This window comes from Halpernia humi (assembly GCF_900108025.1).
Classification (GTDB): Bacteria; Bacteroidota; Bacteroidia; order Flavobacteriales; family Weeksellaceae; genus Halpernia; species Halpernia humi.
On the sequence record NZ_FNUS01000002.1, the window covers coordinates 323,588 to 341,877 of the forward strand.

Genomic DNA, 18,290 nt, shown 5'->3' on the forward strand with positions numbered 1-18,290 from the left:
GCACTTCTGAAAAACGGTGGTTGTAGTTCAGTTGGTTAGAATGTCGGTTTGTGGTACCGAAGGTCGTGGGTTCGAGCCCCATCATCCACCCAAAATAAAAAGTGTTCCTTTCGGGACACTTTTTTTTATGCTTTTATAATATTGTATTGCTCTTTTATTTTAGATTTTTACTTAGTACTTTGGTTTTTCTAATTGAATCGAATTTTTATAAAAATATTTAAAATTAGCCATACCTTTGATTATTAAAAATTGCCTTATGAAAACCAAACTACTTTTTTTATTTTTCTCGATTTATTCTTGCTTTATATTTGCTCAAACGAAGGAAAATACAAAAGAAAATCAAAAATTTTATTTCCCTTCTGCGTCATTTTCTAACCCAAAAGATTTTGAAAAAAACCTCAATAATCTAGTTTTAGAAATCGCGCCACTCGAAATTAATGAAAAAACACAAACATTTTCGGATGGTGCAGAAACGATTTATCTGTTGCAGAAAAATTATCAAGGTTTAGAAAATTATTCTAAAAATGAAAATTTCCCGAAAGAAAGTTTGCCTTTCAAGAGTTTTGCAGAAGCTATGATTGCAGATCCCACGCAAGGAAATCAATTTAAAAAGACATTTACAGAAAATTTTTCGAGAGATTTTAATAAAATGAATGGTCCAGCCAAGACGAATATTGCAAAGTATTTTGATGAAAAAATGGTAAGTTCTTTTCAAAAAATGGCTAATGGTTTTATAGATCAACTTTCTAAAAAGAAAACTGATAGTTTATCTTATACAGATGCAAAGAAATTAATCGCTTTTGAAAGTCAAAAAAGGGTAAATAGCGCCATTTTACCTTTAGGAAAAAATATTGTGAAAGATTACATCGTCGAGTTTTTTCAACCTTTTATTACTGGTCCAATGTGGATTTCTGTGGTGAAGCCAAAAGAAGTAAATGATTTGCCAGATGTTTCCAAAGATTATAAAATTCTGTTTGAAATTACCAATTTTAGTACTAAAAACACTAAAGAAACCGCTTTTAAAAATGAAAATTCTTCTTTGATAGAAGCCGGTAGAATTATGAATCTCCATGTTGCTTCAGGCATTTCGCCAGAGAAATTGCATATAGTAGTAGTCGTGCACGGAAGCGCAATTGATTTTTTGTTGAATAATAATTCGTACAAAGAAAAATATAAAGTAGAAAATCCTAATTTATCATTAATAAAACAAATGCAGAGCAAAGGTGTGAAATTTGTGGTTTGCGGACAATTAATGACTTGGGATGGCTTGACATTAAATGATATTACAGAAAACGTGAAAGAAGCATTTTCTGCAAAAACGGCGCTTTCAAACTATCAAACGCAAGGTTTTGTGCTCTATCAATTAAATGATAAAGATTAATTATTCTTTTTTCTAAAATCATCCATGGCCTGAAACGGGCCGTATTTATGCTGTTTTTCTGTGAAAGAATCTGCGAAAGGTCCAAAAGCGTAGTCAATTGGTTTGGTTTTTAGATTAGGCCAATCTTCCTTGAAGAATTTTTCAGGGCGGGTTTTAGAAATAATATAAGCCGCAACATCCCACGCTTCTTCCTGCGTAAGAATTGGTTTGTTGTGACTCGCCAAATTGTAAGGCATATTCTCATAAATGAAACCAGAAAGATTTTTTATTCTATTCAGTCCGGCAGAAGTGTTATAAGAATTTTTACCCCAAAGTGGCGGATATATAAAATAATCGCCCGTTTTATTTGGCGACAAAACGCCTTGCCCATTGTTTCCGTGGCATTGCATGCATTGTTGATTGTAAACGATACTTCCCTTTTCTGGATCTGCGGCTCTTGTTAATAATTTTAATTTTGTAATGCCAGAGGTTTTTGGCGTGGTGTTTTTTGGAACGTTTTGGCCGACAGAATTAATATAAACCATCATTGCGAGAAGTTCTGGGCTATTTTTGGGCAATGCTTCGCCATTTAAACTCCGCTGAAAACAGTCGTTAATTCTTTTTTCTAAAGATTCTATTTTCCCACTTCTTGCTCTAAATTTTGGATAATTCGCAAAAACGGCTTTATAATTATTTCCAAAATCTCTTGTTCCCGCATCAAGATGGCAATTGGTGCAATTCATGCCATTTGAATGTTGGGAAATACTTCCGTTTGGTCCAAAATATTTTGATGTATTGAGAATAAGTTCTTTTCCGTAAACTATATTTTTTTGTATTTCAGAAGGTTGCATTTCTGAATTAGAAATGGATTCCGCTTTCTTGGAACAAGAAAATACTGTGAGAAATAGCACTAGAAAATAACTTTTCATACTTTTTATTTAAAGTAAATTTAGTTTTTTTTGATTAAATATTTGATACAAATCTAATTTTGGTTTAAAAAAAAGATGATAAAATCAGCAACCAATTGCGGCCGCGATAGGAGCGGCATCCCCGCGTCGGCAGGATATAGCGGATAGCGCGAATGGTCCGCCATAAAAAAAAGCATCTAATAAATTAAATGCTCTTTGTATTTTTTAAATTTCGTCTTCAGAATCTATGGTGAAAGATTTTGATTTGAAATCTTTGTCGTGCCTTTCCGAGATGACGTCTTCGCCTTTATTTTCTATAATAAAATCGGATGCTTCGGTGAACATTTCGCCAAATTGGGCAAAATCTTCTTTGTAAAGGTAAATTTTATGTTTTTCGAAAGAAGTAGCACCGTTTTCACCGAAACTTTTTTTACTTTCTGTGATTGTCAGATAATAATCGCCGGCTTTGGTTTCTCGCACATCAAAAAAATAGGTTCTCCTTCCTGCTTTTAAAACTTTTGTGAAAATTTCATTTTCATTTCTTTCTTTGTAATCGCTCATTTTTCGCTATTTTTTGCAAACTTGTTTTAACAAATATAAAAGAATTCTTTTAATCTCAAAATTATTTTAAAATTTTATTTAAATAATTGAATATCAAAATATTAAACTAATTCAAGCTCGTTTATAGGCGTTAAATGGAGAATTTTATCAGCTCTTTTTGCGCTGGATTCTCGGTGCGTTATGATAATGTTGGTGGTGTTATTGATTTTTTCGTCAATATTTTTCAAAATATTTTCTTCTGTTTCGGTGTCTAAAGCGGAAAGTGAGTCATCAAATATCAAAATTTTAGGCTGCTTTATCAAGGCTCTTGCGATGCAAATTCTCTGTTTTTGTCCTCCAGAGAGCATCACGCCGCGTTCGCCCACCATCGTATCATATTTATTTTTAAAACCGATAATGTTATTGTGAACATCGGCAGTTTTGGCGACTTCTTCTACTAATTTATGTGATGGATGGTCTAAAGCGAAACCAATATTATTCTCGATAGTATCCGAAAAAAGGTAACTTTCTTGTGGGATATAACCAATGTTATTGCGATAAACTTTCAGATTGTGGTCTTTTAAATTGCGCCCGTCGATGAGAATTTCACCTTCGTCTGGATCAATTAATCGGCTCAAAAGTAAGGCGATTGTAGATTTTCCGCTTCCAGTTTTCCCCATAATGGCAAGCGATTTTCCGGCGCCAATTTTAAAAGATAAATGGTCTAAAGCCTTAATGCCTGTATTTGGGTAAGTGTAAGAAACATTTCGGAATTCGATTTCTCCGTTGATGTCGTAAGTGGCAGAATTGGTGTTTATAATTTCGGATTTCATATCCATAAATTCATTCACGCGTTGCATTGAGGCATCGGCTCTTTGGTTAATAGAAGTTACCCAGCCGAGCATAGAGAACGGAAAAATAAGAATATTGATGTACATAAAAAATTCTGCAATCGTGCCGACATTCATTTGTCCAGAAATATATTTTTGTCCGCCAATGAATAGAATTGCGACATTAAGCAAACCAATTACAAAAATAATGATGGTGAAAAAGTAGGCTTCAGTTTTGGCTAAATCCAAAGATTTGTCTTGGTAATCTCGCACTTTATCGCTATAATTTTGCTCGATGTATTTTTCTTTTGCAAAAAATTTAATCACGCGAATTCCCGAAAAACTATCCGTCACAAAAGTGGAAATTGCCGATTGGCTTTTTTGCTTTATTTTGGATTTTTTATTGATGATGGAACTCACTTTATAAATAGCGTAAGATAATATGGGCAACGGAATCAAGGTCCATAAAGTCATAGAAACATCCGTTCGCAACATATAAAATGTAGTGATAGAGACCAATACCAAAAGGTTAGCAATATACATTACACCAGGGCCGAGATACATTCTAATCGCCACAACGTCTTCACTCAAGCGGTTGAGCAAATCTCCGATGGTGGTTTTTTTATAATCGGTGATAGAAATTTCCTGATAATGTCTATATATTTTATTTTTTAGTTCATATTCAATTTTTCGAGAAGCAACAATGATGGTTTGGCGCATCATAAAAGTGAAAAAGCCCGTCAGAAGTGAAGAGCCAATGATGATGCCTACATTAATTAGAACGGTTTCATTAAAACCTGTATTCTTAAAATTAGCAATTTCGTTTACAGAATCGCCAATGAAATGAACCTTGTAAATATTAAAAAAATTGCTTAAAATAATGAATATAAACCCGTAAAAAAGCAGGAGTTTATGTTTAAGAAAATAGGGATTTAGAGTTTTTAAAGCATTCATAAGAACGGCAAAATTACAAATTTTTATATTATCTTTGCAGCATCAAAAAAGTTCATTGAATGTTAGGCAGAAGACAAATTCGCGAGAAAGTGGTGGAAACACTTTATTCTTTTTATCAAAACCCAATTGCGGCAGATATTTTGGAAAAAAATATGATTTCGCAGATAGAAAAAATATATCATCTTTATATTTATGAACTTAATTTTTTAGTGGGTTTAAAAAATGTTGCAGAGCAGCAGATAGAAATTGGCAAACATAAATTCATCAAAACAGAATCCACCATTAATCCCAATCAAAAGTTTATCAATAATAAAGTTTTGCAGCAATTGGAAGAAAATACGGAGCGTTTATCCTTCACTTCCAAGCATTTAGAATTAAAATGGGATTTATATGATGATTTATTGGTGAGAACTTTTCAGCGCATAAAAGCGGGAAAACGCTACCAAGATTTTATGTCAGATGAAAATTCTTACTCTTTTGAAGATGACCAAAAATTTATTGGGAAATTATTTTTGCGTTACATTGCAGAAAACGAACATTTTCATGAGCATTTAGAAGAAAAAGAATTGAGTTGGGCTGATGATTTTCACATCGCAAATTCAATGATACAAAAAACAGTTGGTTTTCTTAAACCCAACGAAAGCAGCCACACTTTAATCAAAATGTTCAAAAATGATGAAGATGTAGATTTTGCAAAAAATTTATTGAAATATGCCATCAGCCATTTGCAAGAATCAGAAGAAAAAGTAAAAGAGCGCTTGCAAAATTGGGATTTGGAGCGGATCTCACTCATAGACAAAATAATAATAATCGCCGCCATCACAGAAATGGATTATTTTCCGTTCACACCATCGGCGGTAATTATGAATGAATATATTGAGATTTCTAAGGTATTTTCCTCCGAAAAATCTAATATATTTGTAAACGGTATTTTAGATAAATACATAAAAGATAAAAACAGAGTTTAGTCTTGAAATTGCCATTATAAAATGTGCGAACAAACAAAAATGAAGATTTAGGTTATAAATATACGACCATTAAAAATAATAAAATCTAGATATGAAAAGTACAATTAAAGCATTAGCAATAGGTTTTTTAGTAGTTGCAATGGCACAATCTTGTAAGAAAAAAAGCGAACCTGCTGATCAGTTGCATATTGATACTGCGATGGCATCACCGGTTAATCCAAATGAGGCAGCAGCAAAAGAGGCGCAATCTAAACCTTTAACCAACGTTGCGATTTCAGAAGATACTTTTGATTTTGGAACCATTAAAAAAGGCGATGTAAAAAGCCATACTTATGAAATTACGAATACCGGCACAAATCCGCTAATCATTTCTCAGGTAAGCCCAACTTGTGGCTGTACGGTTTCAGAATTCACGAAAGAGCCAATTTTACCTGGAAAAAAAGGAAAGATCACATTAAAATTTAATTCAGAAAATTTTGAGGGTGTGGTTCACAAAACGGCGAACGTTTTCGCAAATGTAAGCAAAGCACCAATTGCACTAAATTTTACGGCAAATATTAAAAAATAAAAATAAAAAAATGATTTCAACAATATTTTTACAAGCAGGAGGAGGATTACAGTCGTTATTATTGCCCTTAATTGCAATGGTTGCAGGCTTCTATTTATTTATCCTTCGCCCACAAATGAAGAAACAGAAGCAAGAAAAAACCTTCCAAGAAACTATAAAAGTAGGTTCAAGAGTGGTAATGACGTCTGGAATTCAAGGCAGAATTGCACAAGTGATGGAAGACGGCGTAATTATTGAAACAATGGCTGGCAAAATAAAATTTGAAAAAGCAGCAATTTCTAGAGAATTTACGCAACAGCGATTTCCTGACACGACGGAAGTGAAAAAATAAGATTTTTAAACCACAAAGTCACAAATTTTTGTTCTTTAGTGCGTTACTAAAATAATTCCAATACAGAAATGTGTTGGAATTTTTTTATTAAAAAGTATTTTCGTCATCTTTAATAAAGAATGATAAAATTAGGGTTAAATATTAGTTAGAAATAAATTTAAAGTTTTCCGCAACTTAATAATCCTAAATGGTAAAATTCCATTTTTTTCTCTTAAATTGTAAAGGTTAAAATTCATAAAATGGCAAAAGATTCAGAAAAAATTGGTTTATTAGAAGCCATTTCCATCGGAATTGGTGGAATGGTAGGCGGCGGAATTTTTGCAGTTCTTGGCTTGGCTGTTTCACTTGCAAAAGGTGGAACGCCCGTTGCATTTCTGGTTGCAGGCATTTTGGCGATGCTTACTTGCTACAGTTATGTAAAACTTTCAGGCGCTTATCCGGATAATGGTGGAACTGTGAAATTTATCAATCAAGGTTTTGGGAAAACAGTTTTTTCGGGTGGCGTGAATAATTTGCTTTGGATCAGTTACATCATTATGCTATCGCTTTACGCTTCGGCGTTTGGCTCTTATGCGCCCAATTTATTTAAAATTTTTCCGGAAGGTAGAATGAATTTTCATATTTATGCTTCAGCTATTATTATTTTTGCGACTGGTATTAATTATTACAGCATCAAAATTGTCGGGAAAGTAGAATCTTTTGCGGTTGTGATAAAATTAGTAATTCTAGTCACTTTTGTAGCTTTGGGCGCTTATGCTTTGATTGGAAATGAAAATATATCTCAATTAAATATTCAAAACTGGGAAAATCCCATCAAATTATTTGCCGGCGGAATGGTGATTTTTGTGGCCTATGAAGGTTTTGAACTCATTGCTAATGCAGCACCGGATATTAGAAATCCGAAAAAAAATATTCCGCGTGCTTATTATATTGCCGTGGGATTTGTGATTTTGCTTTATATTTTAATTGCTATTATTACGGTCGGAACTTTGCCTTTTAAAGAAATTTCCACGGCAAAAGATTACGTTTTAGCCGAAGCCGCAAAACCAATGTTGGGACAAACGGGTTTCGTAATCATCACAATAACGGCACTTATTTCCACTTTTTCGGCGATAAATGCGTCACTTTTGGGCGGTAGTCGCGTGAATTACGAAATTGCCGAAGACGAAGAATTACCAAAAAATTTTCTGTACCAGTTTTGGGCAAAACCGATTGGCTTAATGATTACCGCAGTTTCTACATTAATTTTAACCAATATTTTAAAAATCGAAAGTATTTCTACAGCCGGAAGTATTTCATTTATTTTAATTTTTGGCGTGGTAAATTTTGTGGCTTTTAAAAAATCTGAAGATATTAACGGTAATAAAGTAATTCCTTTAATTGGTTTTATTTTGTGTGGAATTGCCGTTGTTTCTCTAATTATTGAACAGTATTCCGATAATCAAGTGGGGATTTTTACTGCTGCAGGAATTATTATTTTTTGCTTTGTAGCGGAATATTTTTATCAGAAACATCGTTCAAAAAATTCAAAATAATTTTGGAAATATGCTCTCGCAAGTTTTGCAGATGACACAGGTTTTTTTCTGGTTTAAATACGGACGCGTAAAGTTTTGTTTTTAATAGCAAGGTTAGAATTATCTTTATTCCGTTGGAATATATGCAATATTTTTAAGGCTTAGATTCCTACGGAAATTCAAAATGGTGGTTTAATTATACAAGTAAATTTTTTCTTTTAAAACTTAATTTTCTAAGTACTATTTTAAATCTTATTTCTAAAAATATTTTTTTAAATTAAATTTTCGTTTTGCTATCAAAAACCAAAGTGACCGGTCCATCATTTACCAAAGACACTTTCATATCTGCCGCGAAAATGCCACTTTCAATTTTTAAACCAGATTTTGCAATTTCGGTTTTAAAATAATTAAATAAATCTAAGGCTTTTTGTGGTTTTGCAGCTTTTATAAAAGAAGGTCGGTTGCCTTTTTTGTAATCTGCGATTAAAGTAAATTGGCTAATGCAAAGGATTTCACCGGAAATATCTTTTATGGAAAGATTCATTTTTCCTTCATTATCGCTGAAAATTCTTAAATCTAATATTTTTCGAATGAGCCAATCCGCATCTTCTTTTTCGTCTTGTTCATCCACGCCAATTAATAGCAGAAAACCTCTTGAAATTTTACCGACAGTTTTGTTTTCAACTTCTACTTTTGCTTCAGAAGCTCTTTGGATAACGGTTTTCATTTAGTTAAATTTAATTATAAATAGTTAGAGTATTCGTAGAAGAATCATAATTTACAGGATAAGTTTTTGGTGGAACTTGAGAAATTTTTACCGGTTCACCCGTAATTAATATCCATTCTGCGCCGTCTTTTGGGCAAACAATTTTTGTAGTGTTTCGAACTTCTAAAGTGGTGTTTGTATCCGGACAAATGTGTGGTGCATTTCTGTCGTACGCTTTAAAAGAATTGGTAGAACGAACGACAATTAAACCTCTCGTGCCGCTACTTTGCTCATTTACATAAATATAGCCGCCCACATTTTGAAGGTTTTGATAAGCAGGAAGGCTTAAATTTAAAGTCACATTTATGGGTGAGTTTGGGAAGCAACTTACTGTTTCTTCTCGGTTACCACAAGCATTAGTGATTATTAAAGCGCTGAAAATCAGTATTATTGTATTTATAAAATGGTAAGTATTCGTTTTCATTAAAATAAATTTATATCTTTGTAACTACAAATCAAGAAAAGATATTGTCCGGCAAATGTCGGATTATTTTTTTTATCCACATTAAACAAAAAAAGAAATGGCAAATTATGTAACACAGGAAGGTTTTACTAAAATGAAAACCGAATTGGAGCAGTTGGAAACCATTGAGAGACCAAGAATTACACAGCAAATTGCAGAAGCACGCGATAAGGGTGATTTATCTGAAAACGCTGAATACGATGCTGCCAAAGAAGCACAAGGCATGCTAGAAATGCGTATTTCTAAACTAAAAAATATTTTAGCAGATGCTAAAATTATAGATGAAACGAATCTCGATACGTCAAAAGTTTCTATGTTGACGACGGTTACTTTATTGAATAAAGACACAAAAAAAGAGCAAAAATTCACTTTGGTTCCCGATAATGAGAGTGATATTAAAGTGGGGAAAATTTCCATCAGTACACCGATTGCAAAAGGTTTATTAAACAAAAAAATTGGAGAAACTGCAGAGATAGTTTTGCCAAATGGTAATAAATTATCCTTTGAAATTTTAAATATTAGCATTTAATTTTTTGAAAATAGAGATTAAAAAATGGAAACAATTTTTACAAAAATCATCAACGGTGAAATTCCTGCCTATAAAATTGCGGAAAATGAGAAATTTTTGGCTTTTTTAGATGCAATGCCGTTGGTGGAAGGTCATACTTTGGTAATTCCCAAAAAACCAACCGATAAAATTTTTGATATTGAAAGTGAAGATTTTAAAGAATTGTTTGGTTTTGCGCAACAAGTCGCGAAAAAAATAGAAAAAGCAATTGTTTGTAAAAGAGTTGGGCTTGCCGTAGTAGGTCTGGAAGTTCCTCACGCACACATTCATCTTATTCCATTAAATAAAATGGATGATATGAATTTTAAAAATGTTCGTTTAAAATTTTCAAAAGATGAATACGAACGAACAAAAAACTTAATTAAAAATGCATAAAAATTAGTTGAATGGCTGATTTTTAATTTAAAAATATTATGAATTCAAACCAATGTTCTTTTTGCGGTAGAAAAAGAAATGAAGTGCAAATGCTGGTTTCTGGCAAAGAAGGATTTATCTGCGAAAACTGCATCGAACAAGCGCACGCAATTGTAAAAGAAGGCGAAGGGAAAAGCAAGTTTGCACCAGCCGAAAATTTAGAGGAACTAAAAAAACCGCGAGAAATCACGAAATTTTTAGATCAATACGTCATCGGGCAAGAGCAGGCAAAAAAGCAAATGTCTATAGCTGTTTATAACCATTATAAAAGATTGTTGCACGCGAAAGATGAGAATCGGGAAGTGGAGATTGAGAAATCCAACATCATTATGATTGGCGAAACTGGAACGGGAAAAACGCTTTTAGCAAAAACAATAGCAAGGGAATTAAATGTGCCTTTCTGTATTGTGGATGCCACGATTTTAACGGAAGCGGGCTATGTGGGAGAAGATGTGGAAAGTATTTTATCTAGGCTTTTGATGGTGGCGGATTTTGATGTGGAAAGGGCGGAAAAGGGAATCGTGTTTATAGATGAAATTGATAAAATTGCGAGAAAATCTGATAATCCAAGTTTGACGAGGGATGTTTCTGGTGAAGGCGTGCAGCAAGGTTTGCTGAAACTTTTGGAAGGTAGTATTGTGAATGTACCGCCACAAGGGGGAAGAAAGCATCCAGACCAAAAATACATACAAGTGAATACGCAAAATATTCTGTTTATCGCAGGCGGCGCTTTTGATGGGATTAAGGAAATTATCGAACGAAGACTCAATAAGCAAGCGATAGGTTTTAGCGCAGAAAAATTAAATAAAATTGAGGAGGAAGATTATATATTAAGCCAGTTAAACGCAATAGATTTAAAAACATTTGGATTAATACCAGAACTTTTGGGCCGTTTCCCGATTATTACATATTTAGATAAACTCACAAAAGAAACAATGATGAGAATTATGACTGAGCCAAAAAATTCAATCGTAAATCAATATGTTGAACTATTTAAAATGGATGGTGTAAATCTAAATTTCTCAAAAGAAAGTATAATGAAAATTGTAGAAGAGACTTTAGAAAAAGGATTGGGCGCAAGAGGTTTGCGGGGAACAACAGAAAAAGTGTTAGAAAATTATATGTATGATATAGACACTTTAGATAAAAATCTACAGCTTTAAAACAGTGTTTAGACCCTTTTAGCCATAATTTTGACTTAATATTTTGCTGATTAATAAAAATACTATATTTTTGTAGCTAAATATATTCTCTTTTAAGAGTTTTGTTTTTAAAATACAATCAGATGAAAAAATATTTATTATCAGTAAGCGCAGTCTTATTTGGCATTAGCATTTGTGCGCAAGTTCCGTTAACTTACGTAGGAAATAGTGCTTTAGTTACGGTTCAAAGCAATGCTTTAGTCTATAACGGCGGCGGTTTTCAGACAGTTGGAAGCGGAGAAGTTGATAATTATGGTAACATAATGATTGTTGGTTCTTCCGCAGATAAATTTCAAACCGCAGCAGCAACTAATTTTGTGCTGAAATATACAGATGCTGCAAACTATGGGCAACTTTATATTAGTGGCATTACGCAAACTAATTTATCGGGTAACTTAACCAAAGAATATAGAGGCGAAGATGGTGGTTCTTACCAACAAAGTGGAATGCCGTTTTATCAAAAAACACTATATTCGTTAGGGAGTGAACTGGGTAAAAGTTTTTCTAACATTAGATATTCACAAAACGAAATTTTGAAGTATGATGCGCCCAATGTTGTGGCAGCAAATACTGATGTATATACTGCAATGACAGAGCCAGCGGCCTATTATATGCTGGGTACAAAAGGAATTAATTTCTCAACACCTTTTAGTAGTCCTACTGGTGTTTTTAAATTAGTTGGTAGACCCGTTGCGGAAGGTGTCTCTGTAACTTTGACTGGTGCAAATTCAAATGTACCTAGTTTTGGTACAAATGGATTTGGAAAAAATATTTATAATGAATATTTTAACAGTTACTTGCAAGATCCTTTTGTTGCAACTGCATGGACAGGTGATTACGGTAAAAATATTTATCAGTATTCCAATCCTTATTTAACTAATATAGATTTATCTGGTATATATAAAGTTGAAACTGGAGGCGATCTTACAAACGATGGTAATTACATCAGCAATATTCAAGGTATTAGATTTTCACCTGGTAAATATATTAGAAGTAATACAACGGGAACTTTTAGTACAACCGGACAATATCTTACATTTTCAACAGGTAACCCTCGTGTTGCAGTAGGTGATTATGATAATTTAATTATTAGACCTTTGCAGACTTTCGTTATTAAACTTGCAGATGGTAATGCTGCCGTTGCACCCGCTACATTAAATTTGAATTTTGATAAATTAAGAAGGTTTAAAGATACAGCAAGAAATCCTGCAACTGCATATTCGGTAACTGCAGCAAGAAATGCAAACGCAAATACTTCTACAGTAAAACAATTAGGCGTTATAGCTCTTGATGCTGATGGCAATGAAATGGGCCGCACTTACTTTGTGGTTTATAACAATGGTGTTTCTGGCTATAATCCAGCTTTAAATACGCAGGTTGTAAATAACTCTGATAATGTAATAGGGACTTTTGAAGAAAATGCAACCGATGGTGGTATTGATCCAAATTATGAAAACAAATATTGGTTGTATATCAACGAGGTAAATGAGCAAAACTTTAAAGGAAAAGCAGTTCCGATGATGCTTTATAACACAGGTATTAAAACTCTAAAATTTCAAATTAGAGAAAATGAAGCGCTATTGCCCGATGGTAATTCTGATCTTTCAACTGGTGTGGGTTTCTATTATAGAGCAGCAAATGGTTCAGTGGCAGAAATTTCACAAGGCGAGTCTATCCCTGTAACTGCAGATAACTATTCTTTGTATTATGGCAAACCAGATGGTGTTCTAGGTACAGATGGCGCCACTATAAAAGCGAATAGAACACAAATTACTTATAATCCTGCAATCGATAATTACATTGTGAGATTCGATCCTAATTGGAACAAAGCACAAATCCAAGTTTATGATGCAAGTGGAAAATTAGTTCTTTCAAAGAAAAATGTTTCTACTGCTCAAGATTTTGTTATACAACTTAACAAAGATAATAGAGCATACGTGGTAACAGCAACTTCTGAAAAAGGAGAAATAGCAGTTGCAAAAATAATAAGATAAATAGTAATAGAAACACATTAAGAAAATCGAAATGAAAAAGAATTTTACAAATAAAATAGGCGTTTTTTTATTACTACTTGTTAGTATATTATTTAACACATTAAGTGCAAGTGAACCAATTGCCCCGCCACCAGCCCCAGGTGTTGGAGGAGGAGGAACAGGTGGACCTGGTATTGCAGCCTCACCAATTGATATGTATCAGATAGTACTTTTTTTATCAGCAGTTTTTTTAATTGGCTATTTTTACAAAAAAATTAAATTTGTTAAAAATTAATTATTTAAGATACTTTAACTTTAAATCCCGCAGAATTTTCTGTGGGATTTTTTATATTTACAGCATGAAAAATTTAATTATTTTAGTAGCATTATTTATTTCTGCTATCATACACGCACAATTCACAGTTACTTTGAGTTCTGCACAATCTAAGGCTGGTTCAGACGCATATTTATATACTTTAAATGGGTCTAAAGACGTACTCTCTTCTAAGGCAGTGAATAGCAAAAATAAATGGGTTTTTAAAGTCCCAGATTCTTATGTAGGAATGCTTCGCGTTTATATTCCTGAAGGTAATAATTCGGTAAACCTAATCTCTGAAAATAAAAATATAGAAGCTTCATATCTGATGAAAGGAGACAAAATATCAGAAGTCAACTATATTGACGAAACCAACAAAACTATGAATGATATTCAAGATATTCAGCGTAAAAAGGAAATTATTTTGCCAGCTCTTTATCAAATGAATGATTTTTATACTTCAAAGTCACCTTTTAAAACTGCAATCAACGAAGAAATTGTGAGATTATCTCAAAATATTACTTATGATGCAAGTAAACATCCTTTTATAGATTTTTACAATTCAAATTATAAAAAGTTTTTAGCGCCAGACGCTACAACACCAAAAGTAGAAGAAAAAGACATCATTAATTTTATTGCAAATTCTAGCGAAATGCTTGAAACCTCTTCTCTATTAAAGCCTATTTTGGTATCTTACCTTAATAATGCACCTAAAGCAGATGTCTCTAAATCAATAGATAATCTTTTGAATGCCGTTAATATTGAAACACCTCGTGGCCAAACCGTTTTGTCTGAATTAATCGAGATTTTTGATACTTATGATATGGCAGACCTCAAAGCGAAGTATCTAGCCGAAGCCATGAATTTAAAATGCACAATAAATGATAGGCTTGCAGGTACAATTGCCATCAGTAAAAATTTGGAAATAGGTGCTAAATTCGCGAACTATACTTTTACAAATGCTTTCAATACAAAAGCAAAATCTATTTATGACGTAAAAGCATCAAAAAAAATAATATTGTTTTGGGCATCTACATGTTCACATTGCGAAGCAGAAATTCCCAAATTAATAGAAAAATATGCGCAAATGAAGGCACAAAATATCCAAATTATTGGCCTATCAGTAGATAATGACAAAGATTCTTACGAGAGAAGAATTAAAGATTTACCATGGATAAATGATGCTCAACTTCGCGGCTGGAATAGCACCTACGCAGAAACCTATAATGTACACGCCACACCGACTTATTATATTTTAGATCAAGATAATAAAATCATAGCAAAACCCAATCATGTGGGCGATGTGCTTAATTTCTTAAATTTAAAATAATATATTTTTTAACTCGCAATAATTTTTTATCTTTGCACCACCGAAAAATAAGGCGAGGTAGCTCAGTCGGTTAGAGCGCAGGATTCATAACCCTGAGGTCACGGGTTCAATTCCCGTCTTCGCTACAAGAATTAATCCGCATTATATTTATTTTAAGTATATGCGGATTTTTCATTTAATAAATGTAGTTATTAAATTAGTTGCGGTGGAACTCAAGTGTCATGTTATTTGTTTATCTGGAAAAATTACAAAGTTTAAACCGTATTTAACTTAAAAATTTCTGCCAGCATCCTTACATATATCTAATAATTTTGCCGGCATTTTAGAAAAATAATTATTTTCAAAGTAAGTGTCGGTTTTTGGTATATAAATGCTGTACGTTTTGTGCAAAGGAAATAACGGAATAAAAAATAATTCGAAATAAAAGCGGTATACTTTTATAACCGCATTAGACATTTCGCCTTCAAAGTAAATGCTTCGCTCTACTTTTCCTTTTAGTCGCTTATTGATGCCAAAAATATAAAACATATGATTTCAATGAAACAATAGTTATTGTAAGTAAAAAAGAAGTACTTAAAAAGATTGTACTTGCATTAGATTTTATGTAAATAAATTATATAAAATTTGATTTTCAGATTTTTAAGGCAACTTAATTTAGTCGAGAAAGTTTTATCTAGATTGTAATTTTAAAATTTCATATTTGTGTTCAAATGGAATCAGTTTGTCTTGTTTTATTTGATAAATAATTTGAGATGGCATATAATATTTTTTACAAGAATCACATCTCGTAATTTCTAAAAATAATTTATTTGGTGATAATTCCCAATTCCCATAATAATCATCTCTGCTAATTTCATCATAATGTACATTTAAATTAGATTTATAAAATGTTTTATCTTTATAAAGTATCAAACTATCTACAATATATAGATGTTTTATATCTTTTTTATAAGAAAAGATTCAATTGATTTCTTTTGATTTATAGTCATTCTTTACCTTTTTCTGAGAATTAGTGGTTCCAAAAAATAATAAGAAAACAAAGCAAATTAAAAATTTCATCAAAACTTATTTTTCACAAAATACCAAATCAACATTCCCCAGGAAATAATCATAAAAAGTCCGCCAAGTGGTGTGATCGGACCAATTATTTTTGAGGGTAAATTGATGGTTTCATTAAATGCCAAAAGATAAATACTGAAGGAAAAAAGAAATGTTCCCGCAATCATTAAAATGGAAATCCACTTTTCCGTGCCTGATTCAAATTTCAAGAAAAAGCCGATGATTAACAGGAAAAAAGCCGCGTACATTTGGTAACGAACACCAGTTTCAAAACTTTGAAGTTTTTCTATCGTAAGCATTTTTTTAAATAAATGCGCACCAAAAGCACCAAGAATTACTGAAATTAAGCCATAAACGGCACCGAATATTAATGTAAAAGTTTTCATTCTATTTTTTTAAAAACATTAGGGTTAGTTTGCCGATAAATGTGAGAATTCCCAATACTATAAAAATCCACGCGAATTTTTTAGAACTTTGAAAGCCAGGATTTGTAGTGGCTCTTAAATAAAATCCGAAAGAAAGAATCGCGAAACTTAATATTAATCCAAACATATTATTGATTTCTCATTTTGTTAAACTCGTCAATAACTTCATGGTGAGACACGGTTTTATCTTTAAAATAATTCACGAAATGGGCTTTTTCATCTTCCGTTGCGCCCATTTGGTTTAGAATATTTAGCAAATGCATTTTCATGTGCCCTTTTTGAATTCCCGTCGTCACCAAAGAACGCAGCGCAGCAAAATTTTGCGCCAAACCGGAAACTGCCAAAATACTCATCAATTCTTGCGCGGAAGGTTTTCCCAAAAGCGACAAAGAAAATTTCACCAAAGGGTGCAAATTAGTTAAACCACCGACAACGCCGACAGAAATAGGCAAATCGATCCAAAATCTAAAAATTCCATTATCAATTGTGCAATGCGTCAAACTTTTATAAGTTCCCGTTTTTGCGGCGAAAGCATGTGCGCACGCTTCCGTTGCCCGAAAATCATTTCCAGTTGCTATTACGACTGCATCTACGCCGTTCATTACGCCTTTGTTGTGCGTGGTCGCGCGATAAGGTTCAATTTCTGCAATGGTTACGGCTTGTTTAAATTTCCAAGCAAATTCTTCATTAGAAATTCCGCTGTCGTCTTTTAAATCTTCAATCTTGCAGGAAACTTCGGCTCTTACAATGCAATGCGGCGTATAATTCGACAGAATATTCATCACAATTTGTAAAGAATTTTTTTCTTCTTCCGTGAATTCATCATTCTTTGAAACTTCTTCCTTCAAAGTTTTTCCAAACTGTTCAAGACAAGAATTAATGAAATTTGCGCCCATCGAATCCACCGTGTCAAAACTCGCTTTCAGTTGGAAATAATTTTCTAGATCTGCGGTTTTGTCAATCAGTTTTATATTTAAAATGCCGCCGCCGCGATTTCGCATATTTTTGGTAATCGCTTCTGTGGCTTCAAACAATTTTTTCTTTAATTTAAAATTAAAAAAATGCAACACTTTATGCGGTTCAACATTTAAGATAAAATGCGTGTGACCCAATTTTTCTGTATTGATGATGGTAGTTTTAAAACCACCTTTATTCAACCAGAATTTTGCAGATTTTGACGCCGCTGCAACGACAGAACTTTCTTCAACCGCCATTGGAAGTGCGAGTAATTTTCCGTCTATGAGGAAGTTTGGCGCAATTCCGTAAGGCATGTAAAAATTGGAAATGGTGTTTTCAGAAAACTCATCGTGCAGTTTTTGCAAGGCTGCATCTTCATTCCAATACTGTTCTAAAACTTTTTTGTAATCTTCGTTATTATTTAAATATTCCTGTAATAACCAATCGATTTTTTGCTCTTTTGATAATTTAGAAAAACCTTCTACCGGCGTGTGATTCATAGAAATTGAATTTGAATTTCAAAGATAAGGAATTTTAGGATGAGGTTTAGATTAAGGTTTAGTTTAAAATTCAGATGATTCAATTTGTCTAAATTTACCACCATTTTGTCATTCCGAAGGAATCTAAGCCGCCTAAATTTCTTCGGAATGTCAAATACTCTTTTAAAAAATAAATCATCCAAATATAAATCAATCAAAAAATTTCATTAAATTTAAATATGAAAAACTTTTGGTTTTTACTTCTATATTCGCAGCAATTTTAACTGGAATTTAACGTTTTGAAAATCCTTGTAAAGGTTTTAAACCTTTACAAGGTTACTCGTTTTGAAGATTATTTTCATTAA

The 18,290-nt window shown here is 32.8% G+C and carries 20 protein-coding genes and 2 tRNA genes; 13 read left to right on the top strand and 9 right to left on the bottom strand.

Annotated elements, in window-relative coordinates:
• Window positions 1-16 precede the first annotated feature (16 nt).
• Together C4S29_RS06440 and C4S29_RS06445 are read left to right on the top strand one after the other, a co-directional pair.
• Window positions 17-90 (top strand) — tRNA-His (locus tag C4S29_RS06440).
• A gap of 166 nt (window positions 91-256) precedes the next feature.
• The gene (locus C4S29_RS06445; RefSeq protein ID WP_103913319.1) at window positions 257-1,381 is read left to right on the top strand and encodes a DsrE family protein; all 1,125 of its coding nucleotides are present in this window, start codon (window positions 257-259) and stop codon (window positions 1,379-1,381) included.
• On the opposite strand, the gene C4S29_RS06450 is transcribed toward C4S29_RS06445, so the two are convergent.
• The 3 genes from C4S29_RS06450 to C4S29_RS06460 form a co-directional block, all read right to left on the bottom strand.
• Entirely contained in the window at window positions 1,378-2,289 is a 912-nt protein-coding gene (locus tag C4S29_RS06450) for a c-type cytochrome (RefSeq protein WP_103913320.1), read from the bottom strand. The two genes, C4S29_RS06445 and C4S29_RS06450, sit on opposite strands and share 4 nt — an antisense overlap.
• Window positions 2,290-2,493: 204 nt before the next feature.
• Complete coding sequence (locus C4S29_RS06455; RefSeq protein WP_103913321.1) at window positions 2,494-2,829, bottom strand: DUF3276 family protein; 336 nt, start codon at window positions 2,827-2,829, stop codon at window positions 2,494-2,496.
• Window positions 2,830-2,930: 101 nt separating this feature from the next.
• The gene (locus tag C4S29_RS06460; RefSeq protein WP_103913322.1) at window positions 2,931-4,592 is read right to left on the bottom strand and encodes an ABC transporter ATP-binding protein; all 1,662 of its coding nucleotides are present in this window, start codon (window positions 4,590-4,592) and stop codon (window positions 2,931-2,933) included.
• A 59-nt stretch (window positions 4,593-4,651) separates the two neighbouring features.
• Between C4S29_RS06460 and nusB the strand changes: the two genes are divergently transcribed.
• The 4 genes from nusB (at window position 4,652) to C4S29_RS06480 (ending at window position 7,994) form a co-directional block, all read left to right on the top strand.
• A complete protein-coding gene (gene nusB, locus C4S29_RS06465) occupies window positions 4,652-5,560 on the top strand; it encodes a transcription antitermination factor NusB (protein WP_103913323.1) in 909 nt (302 codons plus the stop codon).
• Window positions 5,561-5,651: 91 nt separating this feature from the next.
• Window positions 5,652-6,128, top strand: a complete 477-nt coding sequence (locus C4S29_RS06470; protein ID WP_103913324.1) for a DUF1573 domain-containing protein — start codon at window positions 5,652-5,654, stop codon at window positions 6,126-6,128.
• A gap of 10 nt (window positions 6,129-6,138) precedes the next feature.
• Window positions 6,139-6,459: a preprotein translocase subunit YajC gene (yajC, locus tag C4S29_RS06475; RefSeq protein ID WP_103913325.1), complete on the top strand. Its 321-nt coding sequence runs from the start codon at window positions 6,139-6,141 to the stop codon at window positions 6,457-6,459.
• A gap of 239 nt (window positions 6,460-6,698) precedes the next feature.
• Window positions 6,699-7,994, top strand: coding sequence for an APC family permease (locus C4S29_RS06480; protein ID WP_103913326.1), 1,296 nt, complete (start codon window positions 6,699-6,701; stop codon window positions 7,992-7,994).
• Between the two features lie 256 nt (window positions 7,995-8,250).
• Here C4S29_RS06480 and dtd read toward each other — a convergent pair whose 3' ends face one another.
• Both dtd and C4S29_RS06490 read right to left on the bottom strand, forming a co-directional pair.
• Complete coding sequence (gene dtd, locus C4S29_RS06485; RefSeq protein ID WP_103913327.1) at window positions 8,251-8,700, bottom strand: D-aminoacyl-tRNA deacylase; 450 nt, start codon at window positions 8,698-8,700, stop codon at window positions 8,251-8,253.
• A 10-nt stretch (window positions 8,701-8,710) separates the two neighbouring features.
• Complete coding sequence (locus tag C4S29_RS06490) at window positions 8,711-9,163, bottom strand: Rieske (2Fe-2S) protein (protein WP_103913328.1); 453 nt, start codon at window positions 9,161-9,163, stop codon at window positions 8,711-8,713.
• A gap of 97 nt (window positions 9,164-9,260) precedes the next feature.
• On the opposite strand from C4S29_RS06490, the gene greA reads away from it, so the two are divergent.
• The 7 genes from greA (at window position 9,261) to C4S29_RS06525 (ending at window position 15,130) form a co-directional block, all read left to right on the top strand.
• Window positions 9,261-9,731 (top strand): transcription elongation factor GreA, encoded by a 471-nt coding sequence (gene greA / locus C4S29_RS06495; protein WP_103913329.1) that lies wholly within the window; start codon window positions 9,261-9,263, stop codon window positions 9,729-9,731.
• Between the two features lie 24 nt (window positions 9,732-9,755).
• Window positions 9,756-10,145, top strand: coding sequence for an HIT family protein (locus tag C4S29_RS06500; RefSeq protein ID WP_103913330.1), 390 nt, complete (start codon window positions 9,756-9,758; stop codon window positions 10,143-10,145).
• A 38-nt stretch (window positions 10,146-10,183) separates the two neighbouring features.
• The gene (gene clpX, locus C4S29_RS06505) at window positions 10,184-11,347 is read left to right on the top strand and encodes an ATP-dependent Clp protease ATP-binding subunit ClpX (RefSeq protein ID WP_103913331.1); all 1,164 of its coding nucleotides are present in this window, start codon (window positions 10,184-10,186) and stop codon (window positions 11,345-11,347) included.
• A gap of 122 nt (window positions 11,348-11,469) precedes the next feature.
• Window positions 11,470-13,380 (top strand): T9SS type A sorting domain-containing protein, encoded by a 1,911-nt coding sequence (locus C4S29_RS06510; protein WP_103913332.1) that lies wholly within the window; start codon window positions 11,470-11,472, stop codon window positions 13,378-13,380.
• A gap of 31 nt (window positions 13,381-13,411) precedes the next feature.
• Window positions 13,412-13,654 carry a hypothetical protein gene (locus tag C4S29_RS06515; protein ID WP_233740499.1) on the top strand — a complete coding sequence of 81 codons (243 nt, stop codon included), beginning with the start codon at window positions 13,412-13,414 and terminating at the stop codon, window positions 13,652-13,654.
• Between the two features lie 64 nt (window positions 13,655-13,718).
• Entirely contained in the window at window positions 13,719-15,005 is a 1,287-nt protein-coding gene (locus tag C4S29_RS06520; RefSeq protein WP_103913444.1) for a TlpA family protein disulfide reductase, read from the top strand.
• A 51-nt stretch (window positions 15,006-15,056) separates the two neighbouring features.
• Window positions 15,057-15,130: transfer RNA gene (locus C4S29_RS06525), tRNA-Met, on the top strand.
• A gap of 145 nt (window positions 15,131-15,275) precedes the next feature.
• On the opposite strand, the gene C4S29_RS06530 is transcribed toward C4S29_RS06525, so the two are convergent.
• The 4 genes from C4S29_RS06530 to C4S29_RS06545 form a co-directional block, all read right to left on the bottom strand.
• Window positions 15,276-15,533 carry a zinc ribbon domain-containing protein gene (locus C4S29_RS06530; protein WP_103913333.1) on the bottom strand — a complete coding sequence of 86 codons (258 nt, stop codon included), beginning with the start codon at window positions 15,531-15,533 and terminating at the stop codon, window positions 15,276-15,278.
• Window positions 15,534-15,674: 141 nt separating this feature from the next.
• Window positions 15,675-15,917: a hypothetical protein gene (locus C4S29_RS06535; RefSeq protein ID WP_103913334.1), complete on the bottom strand. Its 243-nt coding sequence runs from the start codon at window positions 15,915-15,917 to the stop codon at window positions 15,675-15,677.
• Window positions 15,918-16,063: 146 nt separating this feature from the next.
• Window positions 16,064-16,450: a DUF423 domain-containing protein gene (locus C4S29_RS06540; protein ID WP_103913335.1), complete on the bottom strand. Its 387-nt coding sequence runs from the start codon at window positions 16,448-16,450 to the stop codon at window positions 16,064-16,066.
• A gap of 167 nt (window positions 16,451-16,617) precedes the next feature.
• Entirely contained in the window at window positions 16,618-17,946 is a 1,329-nt protein-coding gene (locus tag C4S29_RS06545) for a hydroxymethylglutaryl-CoA reductase, degradative (protein WP_103913336.1), read from the bottom strand.
• Between the last annotated feature and the right edge of the window lie 344 nt (window positions 17,947-18,290).